Raw genomic sequence first — 16,055 nt, 5'->3', positions numbered from 1 at the left:
TGACCACGTATCGAGACGCGATCAACCCTCAGAAGGGATATTTTTACGACTTTTCGCCTTTTGGCCGGATATTTTCTGGATCATAGGCGGTCGGGTCCCGGCAGGACGTCCTCCACGGCCCGCGCCAGCCGCACCCGGGCCGTGTGCAGCGGCGACGGCGCCTCGTCCCCCACCGGAACGGCCGGGGCCAGCTCGTGCGCGTCGTGGTACGCCGTCGCCAGCCGCACCGCGTAGGACGCCCAGAAGGACGCGCCCCGCGCGGGCCTGGCCAGCCGGCCCGGCAGCTCTGCGAGCACCCGCAGCACCGCCCGGTCGCGCGGGCCGTCCAGCAGCTCCGGCCGGAACCCCTCCTCCGGTACGCCGAGGTCACGTGCCCAGCGCCGCACCGCCGCGGCCCGCGCGTGGGCGTAGCGCACAGCGAAGCCGGGGTTGTCCCAGGTACGCGGGAAGTCGGGCCACGGGTCGGGCAGGGACAACGGCCGCACGGTCTCGACCAGCGCCCCGGGGACCTCGACGGTGATCCGCAGGAACCCGTTCGGGCGCTCTTCCACCGCGGCCACCCCGGCGACGGCCCGCACCCGCGCGGCCAGCCCGGCGGCGGGCACACCGAGCCGCCGGGCGGCGGCCGACAGGTAGGCGGCCTCGCGCTCCCACGTCCCCTCGGGGGCCGGCGCCTCCCCCAGCACCTCGGCGACCCGCTGCTCGGGCGTCATGCCACCGACCCTACGACCCCCGAAGGACACCGCTCAGATGAGCGCGTGCGGCTCGGCGGAGCCGTACTCCACCAGGTGGGCCGCGCCCAGCAGCCAGCGGTCCTCGTCGCGCACGCGGACGTAACCGAACCGGTCGGCGGAGAACACCTTGACCCCGTCGGCCCGGCACTGGCGCATGAGGACGTCGTCCCAGCCTTCCGTGAGGTCGGCGAAGCCGAGCTGGCGCAGGGTGTTGCGGCGGGCCAGCAGTGTGGCCCCGGCCACCTCCGGCAGGTAGGAGTACTCGGCCTCGGGCCGCTTGAGCAGCGTGGCCTGGGGCTTGCGCAGGTGGGCGTAGTAGGCGGCCTTGCCGACGATGTCGGCGGTGCTGAACAGGAAGGCGCGGCGCAGGTCGGCCAGGTAGTGGATGCCGTAGACGTCGCGCGGGTCCATGACGCCCACCAGGTCGGCCTCGCACAGGTCGAGGCCGCGGCCGAGCATGGCCCCGGCGGACAGCGACGGGTCGAGGTGGCGGAAGAGCACCTCGGTGCCGGGCATGACGTCGCGGGCCCGCTGCTCGGCCTCGGGCGGCCCGAACACGATGAGCTGGGCGGGCCGTACCGACTGCCGGGCGACCTGGGCGAGCGCGTGCTCCAGCAGGAAGCGGTCGAGGACCGGCAGCAGCAGCGACACCTCCAGCGTCGCGCGGGCGCTGGGCAGGCCGATCGCCTCCAGCAGGTCGTCGATCCGCTCGGTCATCGTGCCGCCGTCGTAGGCGCGGCGCAGGGCGGCGTGCGCGCGCCGCGAGTCGGGCTCGTCGCCGATCGGCGTGCCGCAGGCGGCGAGCTCCGCGAGCCGCCACGGCGGGGTGCCGGGCGGGCAGTCGACGGCCGCGGGCCAGCGGTAGGAGGTGAGCACGTCGGGGTAGGTGAGGTGGCCCGGAAGGAGCTGGTCCAGGGTGAGCACCCGGTCGATGCGCCCGCCGGAGAGCGGGACGGGGTTGTGCACGCGCGGCTGGACGCCGAAGGACAGGCGCGGCCACCCGGTGGCGGGGTCGGTGCTGAAGCGGTGCTCGAACAGTCCGGCCGCGGCGCGGTAGGGGGCCACGTCGCCGCCCGTGTGCCAGAACACCGTGCGGATGCCCCGCTCGGCGCACCAGGCGAGCAGCGCGCGCAGCCCGTCGCCGGGCTCACCGGTGATCTCCTCGGCCCACGGCCCGCTCCTGACGGACTCCACGACGAGCAGGTGCGGGACCTCCTGCGGCAGGACCCTGGCGAAGTCGCGCGGGGTGAAGCCGGTCGTCTGCCGCCACTCGTAGCGCAGCAGCGCCTCGGCGTGCGGGTCGGCGACGACCGCCGCCGTGAGGTGGGGCCGCGTGTTGGGGCCGGTGGGGATCCGGTACGGCTTGAGCTTGAAGGAGTGGCCGCCGAGCGTCCGCGTGGAGGTGGTGGCCTGATAGGCGGCGCCCGGCCGCTCGTCCTTGGCCCGCTGGACGGCGACGGGCCGGCGCTTGGGCGCGCTGGGCCGCTTGACCGGCTTGGCGGCGCCCTTGAGTCCCTTGGCCAGCAGCACGGGGTTGCTCTTGCCGCTCCGGATGGCGTCACCGAGGCGGTTCCAGCGGGCGACCTTGATGGAGGACAGCTTCCAGTTGGCGACCTCGGCCTGGTAGCGCTGCTCGGCCAGGTCCTTGCGGAGCTTCTCGGCGGCGGCGCGCTCGTCCTCCAGCAGCTCCTCGGCCTCGGCCAGCCGCTCGGCGAGCGCCTTGGCCTCCTCGGTGCTCCGCTCGGCCTCGGCCAGGCGCGCCTGGGCGGCGTCGAGCAGCCGGGCCAGCTCGGCCGCGTGCTCCGCCTGCGCGATCGCGTCACGCAGCGCGCGCCTCGTGCTCTCCAGCTCCGTGCTCACCAGACCTCCGTTCGCCAGCCCGGCAAAGGATACTCTTCTGCGGAAGCGTCTCGAAGGGATGAGATCCGGTGCAGTTCAACGTGCGGCCCTACGTCTGCGGCGCTCTCGGCCGGATCGACCCCGTCGTGCTGGGCAAGCTCACGGGCGCCGGGCCACGGGTGCGCCCCGCCCTGCAGACGCCCGGCGCCGCGCTGTTCAGCTCGGCCCCGCTGCCGCCGTACCACCGGGCGGAGGGCTCGTTCGCGTTCGCCTGGGGCGAGCGCAGGCCGTCCGGCTCGCTGGAGGGCGGCTGGATGACGGTGGCGGAGACGTACGAGACGCCGGGGCTGATCGGCGAGGGCGAGCGGGTCACCCTGCACGCCGGCGCGCTGGGCCTGGTCGACGTCTACTACGTGCGGCTGGGCGAGGCCGTCTACTTCTCGTCGCTGATCCAGCCGCTGCTGGCGCTGGTGCCGGTGGAGATCGACTGGGCGGCGTGGGCGTCGATCCTCCAGGTGACGTTCCCCCTGGGCGAGGCGACGCCGTTCGCCGGGGTCAGGCGGCTGCCGGGCTCGGGCGCGCTGGTCCACGACCAGGACCGGCTGGCCACCGAGCGGCGGCTGCCGCGCTGGCTGCGCGGCGAGCCGTACGAGACGTGGATCAGCGCCGGCGAGCTGCTGGAGATCCTGCACGAGGTCTACAAGGACTACGAGGGGCGCAGGCTGCTCGTGCCGGTCAGCGGCGGCTACGACTCGCGGCTGCTGTGCGCGGTGGCCGTGGCCCGGGGCGCCGACGTGGAGTCGTGGACGACGAGCCCCGACGACGGCACCGACACCGACATCGCGTTCGCGCGGGCCATCACGCGGGAGCTGCGCGTCCCGCACCGGGTGATCACGCAGGACGCCGCCGCGTACCCGGGCGACGCCCGTGAGGTGGCGCGCCGGCTGGAGTACCTGACGCCGCACCACGCCTGGTACGCGCCGTTCGCCAAGGAGGTCCACGGAGCCGGCCGGGTGCTGGTCGACGGCCTGGCGGGCGGCCCGCTGCTGAAGAACTTCATGGTCAGCGGCGCCGCGCTGGAGGCCACGTCGCAGGCCGAGCGGTCGGCGGCGGTGCTGCGGTCGCTGAGCCTGGGCGAGCCGTCGCAGCCGTTCCTGTCGCCGGGGGCGCGCGAGTGGATCGAGGAGGCGGTCGGGGAGCAGTTCGCCGCGGCCACCTCGATGTTCCACGGGCACCGGGCGGAGCTGCCCCTGTCGGTGCTGCACACGCGGACCGTGCGGGGCATCGCGCGTTCCGCGGTCAACCTGGTGGGGCCGGAGGCGTCGTTCGCGGCCCCGTTCGTCCACCCGGACTTCTTCGACGCGGCGCTGTCGGTCGGCGTGGCCCGCAAGGACAAGGGCCGCTTCTACCGCGAGCTGCTGCACGCGGCCGACCCGCGCGTGGCCGCGCTGCCGTCCACGAACGTGGTCAAGCAGCCGCTGCGGCGGGTTCCGCTGCGCTCCACCGCCGCGCCCGCGCGCGCGTACGCGCACGGCATGCTGCAGACGGTCGCCGAGCGGGTTCCGGCCCTGTTGTCGGAGCAGATGCACGAGGTCGTGTGGGGCGGCCCGGACGCGCTCACGCGCTTCGGCGGCTGGAACGACAGGTTCTGGGTGCGCGGGCTGGTGCTGCTCGGCCTGTGGTTGAACGACTTCGAGAACGATCTCGGCGAGCTCGCCCCGCCCTTCTAGATGAACTCACGGTAACAGGACGATTACATATGGATCTCCTGGGTACGACGAGATCACGGCACAACCGGGGTTCCGGAAAGCCCTCGGGCTGGTAGTGTTCGGCCCGTAAGCGCCGCATCAAGCGGGCACCGGATCACAAATCCGGTCCCGTCAAGGGCATGAGGTTCGCAGGGATGACGACCTCAGGCGGCGCGGTCACCAGATAACAACGCCGGGGAACCGGTGACTCCGTCCTGCCCACATCTCCTTCTGTGAGCGACACATGATCAACGCATCCCCATCGCCGGAGCCAGTTTCCGAGACCTTCGTCTCGGAGGATCCCTCCTGGTACAAGCGGGCGGTGTTCTACGAGGTTCTCGTCCGGGGGTTCAAGGACTCCAACGGCGACGGCACCGGAGACCTTCGCGGTCTCATCGAGAAGCTGGAATATCTCGAATGGCTCGGCGTCGACTGCCTGTGGCTGTTGCCGCTGTACGAGTCACCGCTGCGTGACGGCGGGTACGACATCTCCGACTACATGAAGATCCTGCCCGACTTCGGGGATCTCGGGGACTTCGTCCAGCTCATCGAGTCGGCCCACGAGCGTGGCCTGCGCATCATCACCGACCTCGTGATGAACCACACGAGCGATCGGCATCCGTGGTTCCAGGCATCCCGGCACGACCCCGAAGGCCCCTACGGCGACTTCTACGTCTGGGCCGACGAGCCGACCGGCTACCCGGACGCGCCGATCATCTTCATCGGGGCCGAGGAGTCCAACTGGACCTACGACCCCGTGCGCAAGCAGTACTACTGGCACCGCTTCTTCCACCACCAGCCGGACCTCAACTACGACAACCCGGCCGTGCAGGAAGCCATGATCGAGGTCCTGAGGTTCTGGCTTGACCTCGGCATCGACGGCTTCCGCCTGGACGCCGTGCCGTACCTGTTCGAGCGGGAGGGCACCGCGTGCTCCGGCCTGCCGGAGACGCACGCGTACCTGAAGAAGATCCGCGCCGAGGTGGACCGCCTCTACCCCGACCGGGTGCTGCTGGCCGAGGCCAACGGCTGGCCCGAGGACGTCGTCGAGTACTTCGGCGACCCCACCACGGGCGGCGACGAGTGCCACATGGCCTTCCACTTCCCGCTGATGCCGCGCATCTACATGTCGGTCAAGAAGGAGACGCGCGAGCCGATCTCCGAGATCATGTCGCGCACGCCGAAGCTGCCGGACAAGGCGCAGTGGGGCATCTTCCTCCGCAACCACGACGAGCTGACGCTCGAGACGGTGTCGGAGGAGGAGCGTGACTACATGCACGCGGAGTACGCCAAGGACCCGCGCATGCGGGCCTACCTCGGCATCCGCCGCCGGCTCGCGCCGCTGCTCGACAACGACCGCGACCGCATCGAGCTGTTCACGGCGCTGCTGCTGAGCCTGCCCGGCTCGCCCGTCATGTACTACGGGGACGAGATCGGCATGGGCGACAACATCTGGCTGGAGGACCGTGACGCGGTCCGCACGCCGATGCAGTGGAGTCCCGACCGCAACGCCGGGTTCTCCTCGGCCGACCCCGGGCGCCTCTACCTGCCGGCCGTCATGGACCCGATCTACGGCTACCAGGCGGTCAACGTCGAGGCGCAGCTGCGCAACCCCGGCTCGCTGCTCCACTTCACGCAGCGCATGCTGGAGATCCGGCGCGAGCACCCCGTGTTCGGCACCGGCGCGTACACCGAGATGTGGTCCTCCAACACGTGCGTCCTGACGTTCGTGCGTGAGGAGGGCGACGACGTGATGCTGTGCGTGAACAACCTGTCGAAGTTCCCGCAGCCGGTGGAGCTGGACCTGCGCCGCTTCGCCGGGAAGACGCCGGTCGAGGCGCGGGGCGGGGTGTCGTTCCCGCTGATCGGCGAGTCGTCGTACACCCTGACCCTGCCGGGTCACGGTTTCTACTGGTTCGCTCTGAAGGGCTGACCTACCCGTTTCGCCCTGAAAGGCCGCCAGCGGCGCTCAGGGACGCGAGGAGGGGACAGGTGCCGGTCACCGTGTGGCGACCGGCACCTGCGCGCGTGCGGCCCGCCTGGCCGGGATGAGCGCCACCGCGAGCGACGCCCCCACGGCCATGAGCACGGCCAGCGTCATCGTCAGCGGCGACGGCGAGCGGCCGATGCCGGCCCCCACCCCGCTCGTGTGCCCCTGCAGATCGATCAGGCCCGTCACCACCGACATCCCGGCCGCCGCGCCGACCGCCACGCCCACCACGACGAGCAGGCCCGTGCCGGTGACGAGCGTGGCCATCACCTGCCGTGGCGTCAGCCCCATGGCCTTGAGCACGGCCAGGTCGAAGGCGTGGTCGCGCAGGCCGAGCGCGCTGGCTGTGAGCAGGTTGGCCAGGCCGATCAGCGCCAGGACGGCGATCAGAGCCACGATCACCACCCGGATGACCGACAGCCGGTCGGCCGGGTTGACCACCCGCTGCACGTCCAGGCTCTCCCCCGACTCGGCCAGCAGCCTGGCCCGCACCTCGGCCGGGTCGGCGCCGGGACGCAGCGCCAGCGCGTAGTACTCCGGCGGCACCGAGTCCTTGGCCGCCAGGGTGTCGATCCCCACGGACAGCACCTCGCCGTCGAGGTCCGGCTCCAGGGCGCGGCCCACGATGCGCACGATGAGCGGCGAGCCGCCCACGGTCAGCCGCACGCGGTCGCCGATCCGGACGCCCAGCAGGTCGAGCAGCCCCTGCCCGGCCACGGCCTCGCCCGGCTGGGTGAACGTGCGGCCCTCGACCACCGGGAACGGGTACGGCTCGGCGGTGGTGCCCAGGGCCCGCACCCGCACGGAGCGGGCCTCGCCGGGGGCCAGGGCGTTGACGTCGGTGCCCGGGTAGAGGGCGCTCACGCCGGGGTCGCCGGCCGCGATGCGCTGCGCCTCGGCCGCCTCCAGCTTGCCGGGGCGCACGTACAGGGAGGCGTGCTGGCCGACCTGCTCGGGATGGCTGAGGAAGTTGTCGAGGGTGGACCAGACGCCCAGCCCGATCGTGATCATCATCATCGGCACGGCCAGCCCGAACGCGGTCAGGAACGCGGGCAGCCGCCGGGTGAAGGCGTCGCGGGTGCCGAGGATCAGGGCGGGCGGCAGCCGTACGAGCAGGGCCAGGCGGGCCAGGCGCGACAGGTGGCCGCGCGGCGGGGCCGCCGGGACGTCGGGGATGGGCGGGGTGCGTCCGCCGCGCCAGGCGGGCAGCCCGACGGCGGCCAGCACCCCGAGCGCGGTGCAGCCGACGATGGTGAGCACCGGCACAGGCGCGACGGAGGTGGTGCCCAGCGCGGCCACGGTGCCCGCCCAGCCGGTCAGGGCGCCGACCCCGATGCCCAGCAGGCCGAGCGCTCCGTGCTCGGCCAGCAGCAGCAGCGTCACCTGGCCGCCGGTGAACCCCATCGACTTGAGCGTGGCCAGGTCGCGGAGCTGGCCGAGCACCCGGCCGCCGGCCGCGTTGGCCAGGGCGAGCGCGGCGGCGACCATGCCGACCACCCCGAACAGCGCGAGCAGCGTGCCGAGCAGCCGGTTGTCGAGCTCCATGGCCGCCCGCACCTCGCGCCAGGTGTAGACGCGCTGGAGCTGGTCCTCCAGCATGACGACGACGCGCTGCGAGACGATCTGGGCGGCCTCCGGGTCGGACAGGCGCAGCCCGGTCACCCACTCGCTGCGGCCCAGCATCGGCTCGATCCGGTCCAGCATGGACGGCAGCACCCAGGCCAGGCCGGGGGTCCATTCGGGGTAGAAGCCCTGCTCGGCCGAGTCGGCGATGCCGCGCACGTACAGGGTGTGGCGCTCGCCGCTGAGCGCGATGACCGTGAGCGGCGAGCCGGTCTTCAGGCGCAGCGCGGTGGCGAAGGACCGCTCGACCACGACGCCGTCGACCTGCGACTGGTCGAGCCACCGGCCCTCGGTGACGACGGGATGGGCGACCTGCGCGACGGCCGAGGGCAGCGCGCGCAGTGCCGCCGGCTCCTTCTTGCCGTTGCCGGCGACGGTGACGGGCGCCGACCGGTACGGCCCGGCGACGCGGGTGACGCCGTCGATGGCCCCGATTCCGTCCGGCGGGCTGTCCTTGGTGTAGAGCCACACGTGGGCGCCGTTGGTCTGGGCGAACAGGCTGCGCCACGGGTTGGTGCCGTCCTCCAGCAGGGTGACGGCGGCGATGAGGGCCGCCACGATGCCGGCCACGAGGAGCACGGTCAGCGCCGCCTGGCCCTTCCTGGCCCGCAGGTCGGCGGCGATCCACCGGCTCCCGGCCCGCACGGTGCTCATCCCGCTGCTCATCCCGCTGCTCATCCCGCTGGTCATCCCGCTGGCCGTCTCGCTGCTCATCCCGCTGGTCATCTCGGTGCTCATCGCAGGTCGATGACCTCGCGGGCCGTTCCGGTGCGCCGGCGCGCGATGCGGCCGTCGTCGACGATCTGCCCGTCGAACAGCGACACCAGGCGGTCGGCCAGGCTCGCCACGCGGGCGTCGTGGGTGACCATGACGATGGTCTGACCCTGCTTGTGGACCTCGCCGAGCAGGCGGAGCACGTCACGGGTGTTGCGGCTGTCGAGGTTGCCCGTGGGCTCGTCGGCCAGCAGCACGCTGGGCTTGTTGGCCAGCGCGCGGGCGAGCGCCACCCGCTGCTGCTCCCCGCCGGAGAGCTGCGCGGGCGCGGCGTCGGCCCGGTCGCCGAGGTTGAGCGCGTCGAGCAGGCTCTCGCGGCGCTCGCGGGCCTCCTTGGGGGAGACGCCGGCCAGCAGGGCGGGCAGCTCGACGTTGTCGGCCACGGTCATGTTGGCCACGAGGTTGAAGAACTGGAAGACGAAGCCGACCTTCTTGCGGCGCAGCATCGCCCAGGCGCTCTCCGAGAGGGTGTCCACCCGCCGGCCGTCGAGCCAGATCTCGCCGCTGGTACGGGTGTCGAGGCCGCCGAGCATGTGGACGAGCGTCGACTTGCCGGAGCCGGACGGCCCCATGATCGCGACGAACTCGCCCGGCTCGACCTCCAGATCCACGCCCCGCACGGCCGGCACCGGCACCGCGCCACCGGAGTAGATCTTGACCAGGTTGACCGACTTCAGCACGGGGCTCATGCCAGATCCTCCTGGCAGCGCTCCAGCCAGTCGAGGTCGGCCTGGAGGTGCAGCATGGCGCCCTCGATGAGCAGTCCGGCCACCCGGTCCCGGGGGTCGGTGCGCGAGAGCAGGTCGTTGAGATCCGCCATGAGGGAAAGATAGTGCCGCCGCTGACGACTGATGAGCGCCATGCGGTCGGCGATGCCGGTGAGCGGGGCGAGGACGAGCTTCATGAAGAACTCGTCGCGGACCCGCGGACCCTCGGTGGGCTCCTCGACCCAGGCGGTGAGGGATTCGCGGCCCTTGGCTGTCAGATAGTAAACCTTCTTGTTCGGCCGGTTGGACTGCTCGACGTCCACCGCCCTGACCAGGCCGTCCTTCTCCAGCCTGCCGAGCGTCACGTATATCTGGCCGATGTTGGGGGAGGGGTAGGCGGACCCGAAGGTCTGCTCCAGAGCCTGCTTCAGCTCGTATCCGTGCGCCGGCTCCTTGGCCAGCAGGGCGAGCAGATGAGGCCGCACGCCTCACCCCCTTCCCTTGCGTTACGTGAGCGTTACTAGGCCATCCGTTGACCGACACATTACCTGTGTGCATAACATGAATGCATCTACCTAACACGTATGTAATCCCGAGAAACGTGGAGGTAACAGGGTGCTTCGCTCTGTTCCGCTTGTCCTGGCCGTCCTACTGGCGGCCGGATGTGCCGGGACGGGCGACGAGGGCGGTGGCGAGACCGGGACCGGCGGTACAGGCCCCATCACGTTCGCCACCGGACGCGACACCACGGCGTACCTGCAACCCCTGCTGGATCGCTGGAACGAGGCCCACCCGGCCGAGAAGGTGACGCTCCTCGAACTGCCCGAGGCCGCCGACGAGCAGCGCGCGCAGATGGTGGCCAACCTCCAGGCCCGCAGCAGCCGGTACGACGTGCTCGGACTGGATGTTGTGTGGACCGCGGAGTTCGCGGACAACGGCTGGATCATCCCCCTGGAGCGCGGGCTCTTCCCGCTCGACAGGTTCCTGCCGACGGCCGTGGAGACCGCGGTCTACAAGGACAAGCTCTGGGCCGTGCCGTACACGACCAACGCGGGGCTGCTCTACTACCGCACCGACCTCGTGAAGAAGCCGCCGAGAACCTGGGCGGAGCTTCGCGAGCACGCACAAGAGGTCAGAAAAAAGCTCGACATAGAGGGTTATGCCGGCCAGTTCCTCGCCTATGAGGGGCTGACCGTCAACTTCATCGAGGCCCTCCAGTCGGCCGGCGGGCAGATCGTCAGCCCGGACGGCACGAAGGTGGCCCTGGACCCGGCCAAGGCGAGCACCACGCTGAAGTTCCTTCAGCGGGGGCTGCGCGAGGGCTGGATCCCCAAGGAGTCACTGACCTACAAGGAGGAGGAGACGCGGCTGGCCTTCCAGGACGGCCGGCTCGCCTTCGCCCGCAACTGGCCGCACGCCTACGGGCCGGCCAGGGCGAAGCTCGGCTCCAAGGTCGGCGTCACGCGCCTGCCTGGTCTGGACGGGCCGGGCTCCAGCACGCTCGGCGGCACCAACCTGGCCGTCAGCGCCTCGTCCAAGCACCAGCAGACCGCACAGGAGTTCATCCGCTACTTCACGGGCCTGGACAACGAGCGCCGGGTCCTCACCGAGGGATCCTTCCCGCCGGTGTGGACCGAGCTGTACGACGATCCGGAGCTGATCAGGCGCTACCCGTACCTGCCCGTGCTCAAGGAGAGCATCCTCGCCGCCAAGCTCCGGCCGGCGAGCGCCACCTACAACCAGCTGAGCCTGGTGATCGCCAGTTCGGTCGCCAAAGCGCTCAGCCCTCCTTACGACGAGTCCGCCGACGACGTCGCGGACTCCATGAGATCCGAACTCGAAGAGATCATCAGAACCCAGTGAGGGAAGTCATGGCAAAAGCCAGAGCAGCAGTCATCCTGGCAGGGCTCGCCGTAGCCGTCGCCGCCTGCGGCAACGCGCCGACGGCGTCGGAGCCCACGGCGTCGAGTTCGGCGAGCGCCGCCGGCGGCGCGAAGACCCTCGAAGGGGTCAAGCTGGAGGTCGCCGCCAAGTGGACCGGTGACGAGCAGAAGAACTTCGAGCAGGTGCTCAAGGCCTTCTCCGCCAAGACCGGCGCCAAGGTGACCTACGCCTCCACCGGCGAGGACACCGGCGCCTACCTCGGCCCGCGCATCCAGGGCGGCAGCCCGCCCGACGTGGCCATCCTGCCGCAGCCCGGCCTGGTGCAGCAGTACGCCAAGCAGGGCGCGCTCAAGCCGCTGACGGACGCGGTCTCCAAGGAGATCGACGCCAACTACACGCCGTACTGGAAGGAGCTGGGCTCCGCCGACGGCAAGGTGTACGGCGTGCTGATCAAGGCGGCTCACAAGTCGCTGGTGTGGTACCGCACGCAGGCGTTCGACGACGCCGGCGTCCAGCCGCCCACCACCTGGGACGAGCTGATGAAGGCCGCTCAGACGATCGCCGACTCCGGCACCGCGCCGTTCTCCCTCTGCGGCGCGTCGGCCTGGACCCTGACCGACCTGTTCGAGAACGTCTACCTGTCGACGGCCGGCCCCGAGAAGTACGACCAGCTCTCCAAGCACGAGATCCCGTGGACCGACCCGAGCGTGGCCACCGCGCTGGAGAAGATCGCGCAGATCGCCGGCAAGCAGGAGTACATGGTCGACGGAACGTCCGGCACCCTGCAGACGGACTTCCCGACCTGCGCCAACAAGGTCTTCGCCACCAAGAAGTCCGCCATGGTGATCGAGGCCGACTTCGTGGCCACCTCCGTCGTCCAGGCCAAGGCCAAGGTGGGCGAGGACGCCAAGGCCATCCCGTTCCCGAAGGTCGGTGACACCGCCCCCGTCATTCTCGGCGGCGACGTCGCGGTCGCGATGAAGGACTCCCCCGGCGCCATGGCGCTGCTCGAGTTCCTCGCCTCCAAGGAGGGCGGCGAGATCTGGGCCAAGCTGCCCGGCTACCTGTCGCCGAACAAGAACGTCTCCCCCGACAACTACCCCGACCCGCTGACCAAGCAGCTCGGCCAGACGATCGTCTCGGCCGGCGACACCGTCCGCTACGACATGTCGGACCTCGCGCCGAGCGCCTTCGGCGGCACCGACGGCAAGGGCGAGTGGAAGATCCTTCAGGACTTCCTGCGCAAGCCCACCGACGTGAAGGGCGCGCAGAGCGCCCTCGAGGCTGAGGCCAAGAAGGCCTGGAAGTAAAGAGGTATGGCCGTGACCGAACGGTTGGACGGCCCGGCAGCACCGCGCGAGGAGAAGTCCTCGCGCGGCAGCGCACCCGGACCGGCTGATACCCCCCGCACCTCACTACGCCTCGGCCCCTCGCCGGCGGTCGCCATCGCCTTCCTTCTCCCGGCAGCGGTGCTGCTGGGCGTCTGGGTGGTCTATCCCATCGTCTACTCGCTGTTCCGCAGCCTCTTCGACGCCTCGGGCACGGGGTTCGTGGGCCTGGGGAACTACGCCACCATCTTCAGCGACCAGGGGATGCTCACGACGATCAGGAACAACCTGATCTGGGTCGTCGTGGCGCCGATCGTCGTCACCACCCTGGGCCTGATCTTCGCGGTGCTCACCGAGCGGATCAGATGGTCGACGGCGTTCAAGCTGATCGTGTTCATGCCGATGGCCGTCTCGCTGATGGCCGCCGGCGTGATCTTCCGCCTCGTGTACGACGAGGACCCGGGCAAGGGCGTGGCCAACGCCATCCTCACCACCGTGCACGACACGTTCTCCTCCTCGCAGGGCTACCCGGAGGCGCGGGCCCGCGAGGGCGGCGAGTCGCCGGTGGCCACGAAGGACGGCGCGGTCGTCACCACGCAGCCCGTTCAGGCGGGACAGCCGGTGCTGATCCCGATCGTGGGCGTCAAGCCGGCGGTCATGCCGGAGAACGCCCTGGCCGCCAAGGCGCCCACGGGTGGCAGCGGCCTGACCGGCACCGTGTGGTTCGACTTCACCCCAGGAGGGGGCGGTGCCCCCAACCAGGTGGACTCGGGCGAGAAGGGCCTGCCCGGCATGACCGTGGAGGCGGTCAAGGACGGCCAGGTGGCCGGAACCGCCACGACGGCCGAGGACGGCTCGTTCCGCTTCGACGGCCTGCCCGCCGGCTCCTACGTCGTACGGCTGCCACAGGACAACTTCAAGGCCGCCTACAACGGCCTGACCTGGCTCGGCCCGACGCTCATCACGCCGGCGATCATCGGCGCGTTCGTCTGGGTGTGGGCCGGGTTCGCGATGGTGCTGATCGCGGCGGGCCTGGCGGCCATCCCGCGTGACGCGCTGGAGGCGGCCCGCATCGACGGGGCGACGGAGTGGCAGGTGTTCCGCCGGATCACGGTGCCGCTGCTCTCGCCGGTGCTGCTCGTCGTCTTCGTCACCATGATCATCAATACCCTGAAGGTCTTCGACCTCGTCTTCATCATCGCGCCGTCCTCGGTACAGCCACAGGCGAACGTGGTCGCACTGGAGATGTGGCGGGTGGCCTTCGGCGGCGGCAACAACCAGGGGCTCGGCAGCGCGCTGGCGATCTTCCTGCTCATTCTGGTCCTGCCGTTCATGATCATGAATGTCCGCAGGTTCAAGAGGGAGAACGCATGACGACCGCGACAGCCACGGCCGCTCCCGCCGGACTGGAGGCCGGCGCTCCCCGCAGGGGCCTCGCCAGCCGCATCGTCGACCGCCTCGGCAGCGGCGCGGTGCAGGTCATCATGGTGCTGCTCGGCCTGTTCTGGCTGGTACCCACGCTCGGCCTGTTCGTCGTCTCGCTGCGCACGGTGGACGTCAACAACGCCGAGGGCTGGTGGACGATCTTCACCAAGCCCGCCGAGCTGACCTTCAAGAGCTACAGCAGCCTGCTGGCCAGCGGCTTCACCACCTCGTTCTGGAACACCGTGGCGATCACGGTGCCGACCACGATCCTCGTGATCGGCATCGCCGCCATGGCCGCCTACGCCTTCGCGTGGATGGAGTTCAAGGGCCGCGACACGCTGTTCCTCGTCGTGGTGGGCCTGCTCATCGTGCCGATCCAGATCGCGCTGATCCCGGTCGCCGCCATGTACGGCGGCATGGGGATCTTCGGCACGATCCCCGGCGTGGTCCTGTTCCACACGGCGTTCGGCCTGCCGTTCGCCATCTTCCTGCTGCGCAACTTCTTCGTCGGCATCCCGGCCTCGCTGCTGGAGGCCGCGCGGATGGACGGCGCGCCGGAGTGGAAGATCTTCGTCTCGGTGGTGTTCCCGCTGGGCAAGCCGGCGATCGCCTCGCTGGGCATCTTCCAGTTCCTGTGGGTGTGGAACGACATGCTCATCGCGCTGGTCTTCGCCAACACCGAAAGCCAGCCGATGACCAAGGCACTCCAGTCGCAGATGCGGCAGTTCGGGTCGAACGTGGACATCCTCTCCTCGGGCGCGTTCCTCTCGCTGATCATCCCGCTGGTGCTGTTCTTCTCCTTCCAGCGGTACTTCGTCCAGGGCATGATGGCCGGCTCCGTCAAGTAGCCGCCACCGGGCGCCCGCTCCCCCACGCCGGGGGCGGGCGCCGCTCTGTGATCATTCCGGTACGGCCGGAACACCCGAATCGGGCACGGGGCCGTCCCGCACCTCGATAGGCTGATCGGCCATGGCCGGTCGTCCCCTGAACGAAGTCGTCGAAGCCGGATGGGCCCAGGCACTGGAGCCCGTTTCCGAGCGGATCGCCCACATGGGCGAGTTCCTGCGCAACGAGATCGCCGAAGGCAGGCAGTACCTCCCCGCCGGGGCCCACGTACTGCGCGCCTTCAGCCAGCCCTTCGACGAGGTCAAGGTGCTGATCGTCGGGCAGGACCCCTACCCCACGCCCGGGCACCCCATCGGGCTGTCCTTCTCCGTCGCCGCCGACGTGCGGCCCATCCCCGGCAGTCTCCTCAACATCTACAAGGAGATGGAGTCCGACCTCGGGCTCCCGCGCCCCGCCAACGGCGACCTGACCCCGTGGGCGGACCAGGGCGTGCTGCTGCTCAACAGGGTGCTCACCGTGATGCCGGGCAAGCCCGCCTCCCACCGCGGCAAGGGCTGGGAGGAGGTCACCGAGCAGGCCATCCGCGCGCTCGTGGCCCGCGACAAGCCGCTCGTCGCCATCCTGTGGGGCCGCGACGCCCGCAACCTCGCGCCCATGCTCGGCGGGGTGCCGCGCATCGAGTCCGCCCACCCCTCGCCGCTGTCGGCGCGCAACGGCTTCTTCGGGTCGCGGCCGTTCAGCCGGGCCAATGAGCTGCTCATCCAGCAAGGCGCGACCCCGGTCGAGTGGAAGCTGCCCTAGCATCGTCGCCATGAGCGATAACGAGAAATTCCTGCGCCTGACGGTCGAGCTGACCGTCGAGGTGCTCGACGTCAACGCATTGCAGGCCGCCGCGCTTGCCGAGATCAGGCATCCCGACGCCGACCTGTCCGACGAGGAGCGGGCCGAGCAGGCCGAGCTGGTCTCCTCCGACGAGACCGGCGCCTCGGCGTTGCAGTGGCTCATCGAGCCCGACCACGTGCTCCAGCTCGTGGACCACATCGACGAGATCGAGCCGCGCGAGGCCATGCTGGGCGTCGAGCCGTCGGAGGCGCCCGATGACGAAGAGGGCGACGAGGAGCATGCGCACGCCTGACGTGCGGCGGGGGCCACGGCGC

The 16,055-nt window shown here is 70.7% G+C and carries 13 protein-coding genes; 8 read left to right on the top strand and 5 right to left on the bottom strand.

All coding sequences use genetic code 11. The annotated features are described in order from the left end of the window. Positions 1-80: 80 nt before the first annotated feature. On the bottom strand, positions 81-713 hold the full coding sequence (locus ABZS51_RS06320; RefSeq protein WP_355437046.1) for an anticodon-binding protein: 633 nt from the start codon (positions 711-713) through the stop codon (positions 81-83). A 33-nt stretch (positions 714-746) separates the two neighbouring features. Next, positions 747-2,594 (bottom strand): hypothetical protein, encoded by a 1,848-nt coding sequence (locus ABZS51_RS06315; protein WP_355437044.1) that lies wholly within the window; start codon positions 2,592-2,594, stop codon positions 747-749. Positions 2,595-2,662: 68 nt separating this feature from the next. On the opposite strand from ABZS51_RS06315, the gene ABZS51_RS06310 reads away from it, so the two are divergent. Together ABZS51_RS06310 and treS are read left to right on the top strand one after the other, a co-directional pair. Further along, positions 2,663-4,303 (top strand): asparagine synthetase B family protein, encoded by a 1,641-nt coding sequence (locus ABZS51_RS06310; protein WP_355437042.1) that lies wholly within the window; start codon positions 2,663-2,665, stop codon positions 4,301-4,303. A 262-nt stretch (positions 4,304-4,565) separates the two neighbouring features. Then, positions 4,566-6,254, top strand: a complete 1,689-nt coding sequence (gene treS / locus ABZS51_RS06305; RefSeq protein WP_310710554.1) for a maltose alpha-D-glucosyltransferase — start codon at positions 4,566-4,568, stop codon at positions 6,252-6,254. A 66-nt stretch (positions 6,255-6,320) separates the two neighbouring features. Here treS and ABZS51_RS06300 read toward each other — a convergent pair whose 3' ends face one another. From ABZS51_RS06300 to ABZS51_RS06290, 3 genes are read right to left on the bottom strand one after another with little or no spacing between them, the layout of a single operon-like run. Then, positions 6,321-8,672: an FtsX-like permease family protein gene (locus ABZS51_RS06300; protein ID WP_355437040.1), complete on the bottom strand. Its 2,352-nt coding sequence runs from the start codon at positions 8,670-8,672 to the stop codon at positions 6,321-6,323. Continuing rightward, on the bottom strand, positions 8,669-9,397 hold the full coding sequence (locus tag ABZS51_RS06295; protein WP_310710552.1) for an ABC transporter ATP-binding protein: 729 nt from the start codon (positions 9,395-9,397) through the stop codon (positions 8,669-8,671). The genes ABZS51_RS06300 and ABZS51_RS06295 overlap by 4 nt, the downstream gene beginning before the upstream one ends. After that, complete coding sequence (locus tag ABZS51_RS06290; RefSeq protein WP_175594099.1) at positions 9,394-9,900, bottom strand: PadR family transcriptional regulator; 507 nt, start codon at positions 9,898-9,900, stop codon at positions 9,394-9,396. The genes ABZS51_RS06295 and ABZS51_RS06290 overlap by 4 nt, the downstream gene beginning before the upstream one ends. A 130-nt stretch (positions 9,901-10,030) precedes the next feature. Here ABZS51_RS06290 and ABZS51_RS06285 point away from each other — a divergent pair, with 130 nt between their 5' ends. The 6 genes from ABZS51_RS06285 (at position 10,031) to ABZS51_RS06260 (ending at position 16,033) form a co-directional block, all read left to right on the top strand. Next, positions 10,031-11,278, top strand: a complete 1,248-nt coding sequence (locus ABZS51_RS06285; protein ID WP_355437037.1) for an ABC transporter substrate-binding protein — start codon at positions 10,031-10,033, stop codon at positions 11,276-11,278. Between the two features lie 8 nt (positions 11,279-11,286). After that, positions 11,287-12,609: an ABC transporter substrate-binding protein gene (locus ABZS51_RS06280; protein ID WP_310710550.1), complete on the top strand. Its 1,323-nt coding sequence runs from the start codon at positions 11,287-11,289 to the stop codon at positions 12,607-12,609. 12 nt (positions 12,610-12,621) lie between these two features. Next, positions 12,622-14,001, top strand: a complete 1,380-nt coding sequence (locus tag ABZS51_RS06275; RefSeq protein WP_355437035.1) for an ABC transporter permease subunit — start codon at positions 12,622-12,624, stop codon at positions 13,999-14,001. After that, a complete protein-coding gene (locus ABZS51_RS06270; protein ID WP_310710548.1) occupies positions 13,998-14,900 on the top strand; it encodes a carbohydrate ABC transporter permease in 903 nt (300 codons plus the stop codon). The genes ABZS51_RS06275 and ABZS51_RS06270 overlap by 4 nt, the downstream gene beginning before the upstream one ends. A 121-nt stretch (positions 14,901-15,021) precedes the next feature. Continuing rightward, the gene (locus ABZS51_RS06265) at positions 15,022-15,699 is read left to right on the top strand and encodes a uracil-DNA glycosylase (RefSeq protein ID WP_310710547.1); all 678 of its coding nucleotides are present in this window, start codon (positions 15,022-15,024) and stop codon (positions 15,697-15,699) included. Positions 15,700-15,709: 10 nt separating this feature from the next. Beyond that, complete coding sequence (locus tag ABZS51_RS06260; protein ID WP_310710546.1) at positions 15,710-16,033, top strand: hypothetical protein; 324 nt, start codon at positions 15,710-15,712, stop codon at positions 16,031-16,033. Positions 16,034-16,055: the final 22 nt, after the last annotated feature.

The sequence above is a fragment of the Nonomuraea sp. NPDC005501 genome, assembly GCF_040605905.1.
Classification (GTDB): domain Bacteria; phylum Actinomycetota; class Actinomycetes; order Streptosporangiales; family Streptosporangiaceae; genus Nonomuraea.
The sequence above is the reverse complement of the archived record's forward strand: the minus strand, read 5'-3'. Positions and strand labels throughout refer to the sequence as shown.

Coding starts and splice junctions, on each gene's coding strand:
- ABZS51_RS06320 (WP_355437046.1), bottom strand. CDS start 713: ATGACGCCCGAGCAGCGGGTCGCCGAGGTGCTGGGGGAGGCGCCGGCC.
- treS (WP_310710554.1), top strand. CDS start 4,566: ATGATCAACGCATCCCCATCGCCGGAGCCAGTTTCCGAGACCTTCGTC.
- ABZS51_RS06300 (WP_355437040.1), bottom strand. CDS start 8,672: ATGAGCACCGAGATGACCAGCGGGATGAGCAGCGAGACGGCCAGCGGG.
- ABZS51_RS06295 (WP_310710552.1), bottom strand. CDS start 9,397: ATGAGCCCCGTGCTGAAGTCGGTCAACCTGGTCAAGATCTACTCCGGT.
- ABZS51_RS06280 (WP_310710550.1), top strand. CDS start 11,287: ATGGCAAAAGCCAGAGCAGCAGTCATCCTGGCAGGGCTCGCCGTAGCC.
- ABZS51_RS06270 (WP_310710548.1), top strand. CDS start 13,998: ATGACGACCGCGACAGCCACGGCCGCTCCCGCCGGACTGGAGGCCGGC.
- ABZS51_RS06265 (WP_310710547.1), top strand. CDS start 15,022: ATGGCCGGTCGTCCCCTGAACGAAGTCGTCGAAGCCGGATGGGCCCAG.
- ABZS51_RS06260 (WP_310710546.1), top strand. CDS start 15,710: ATGAGCGATAACGAGAAATTCCTGCGCCTGACGGTCGAGCTGACCGTC.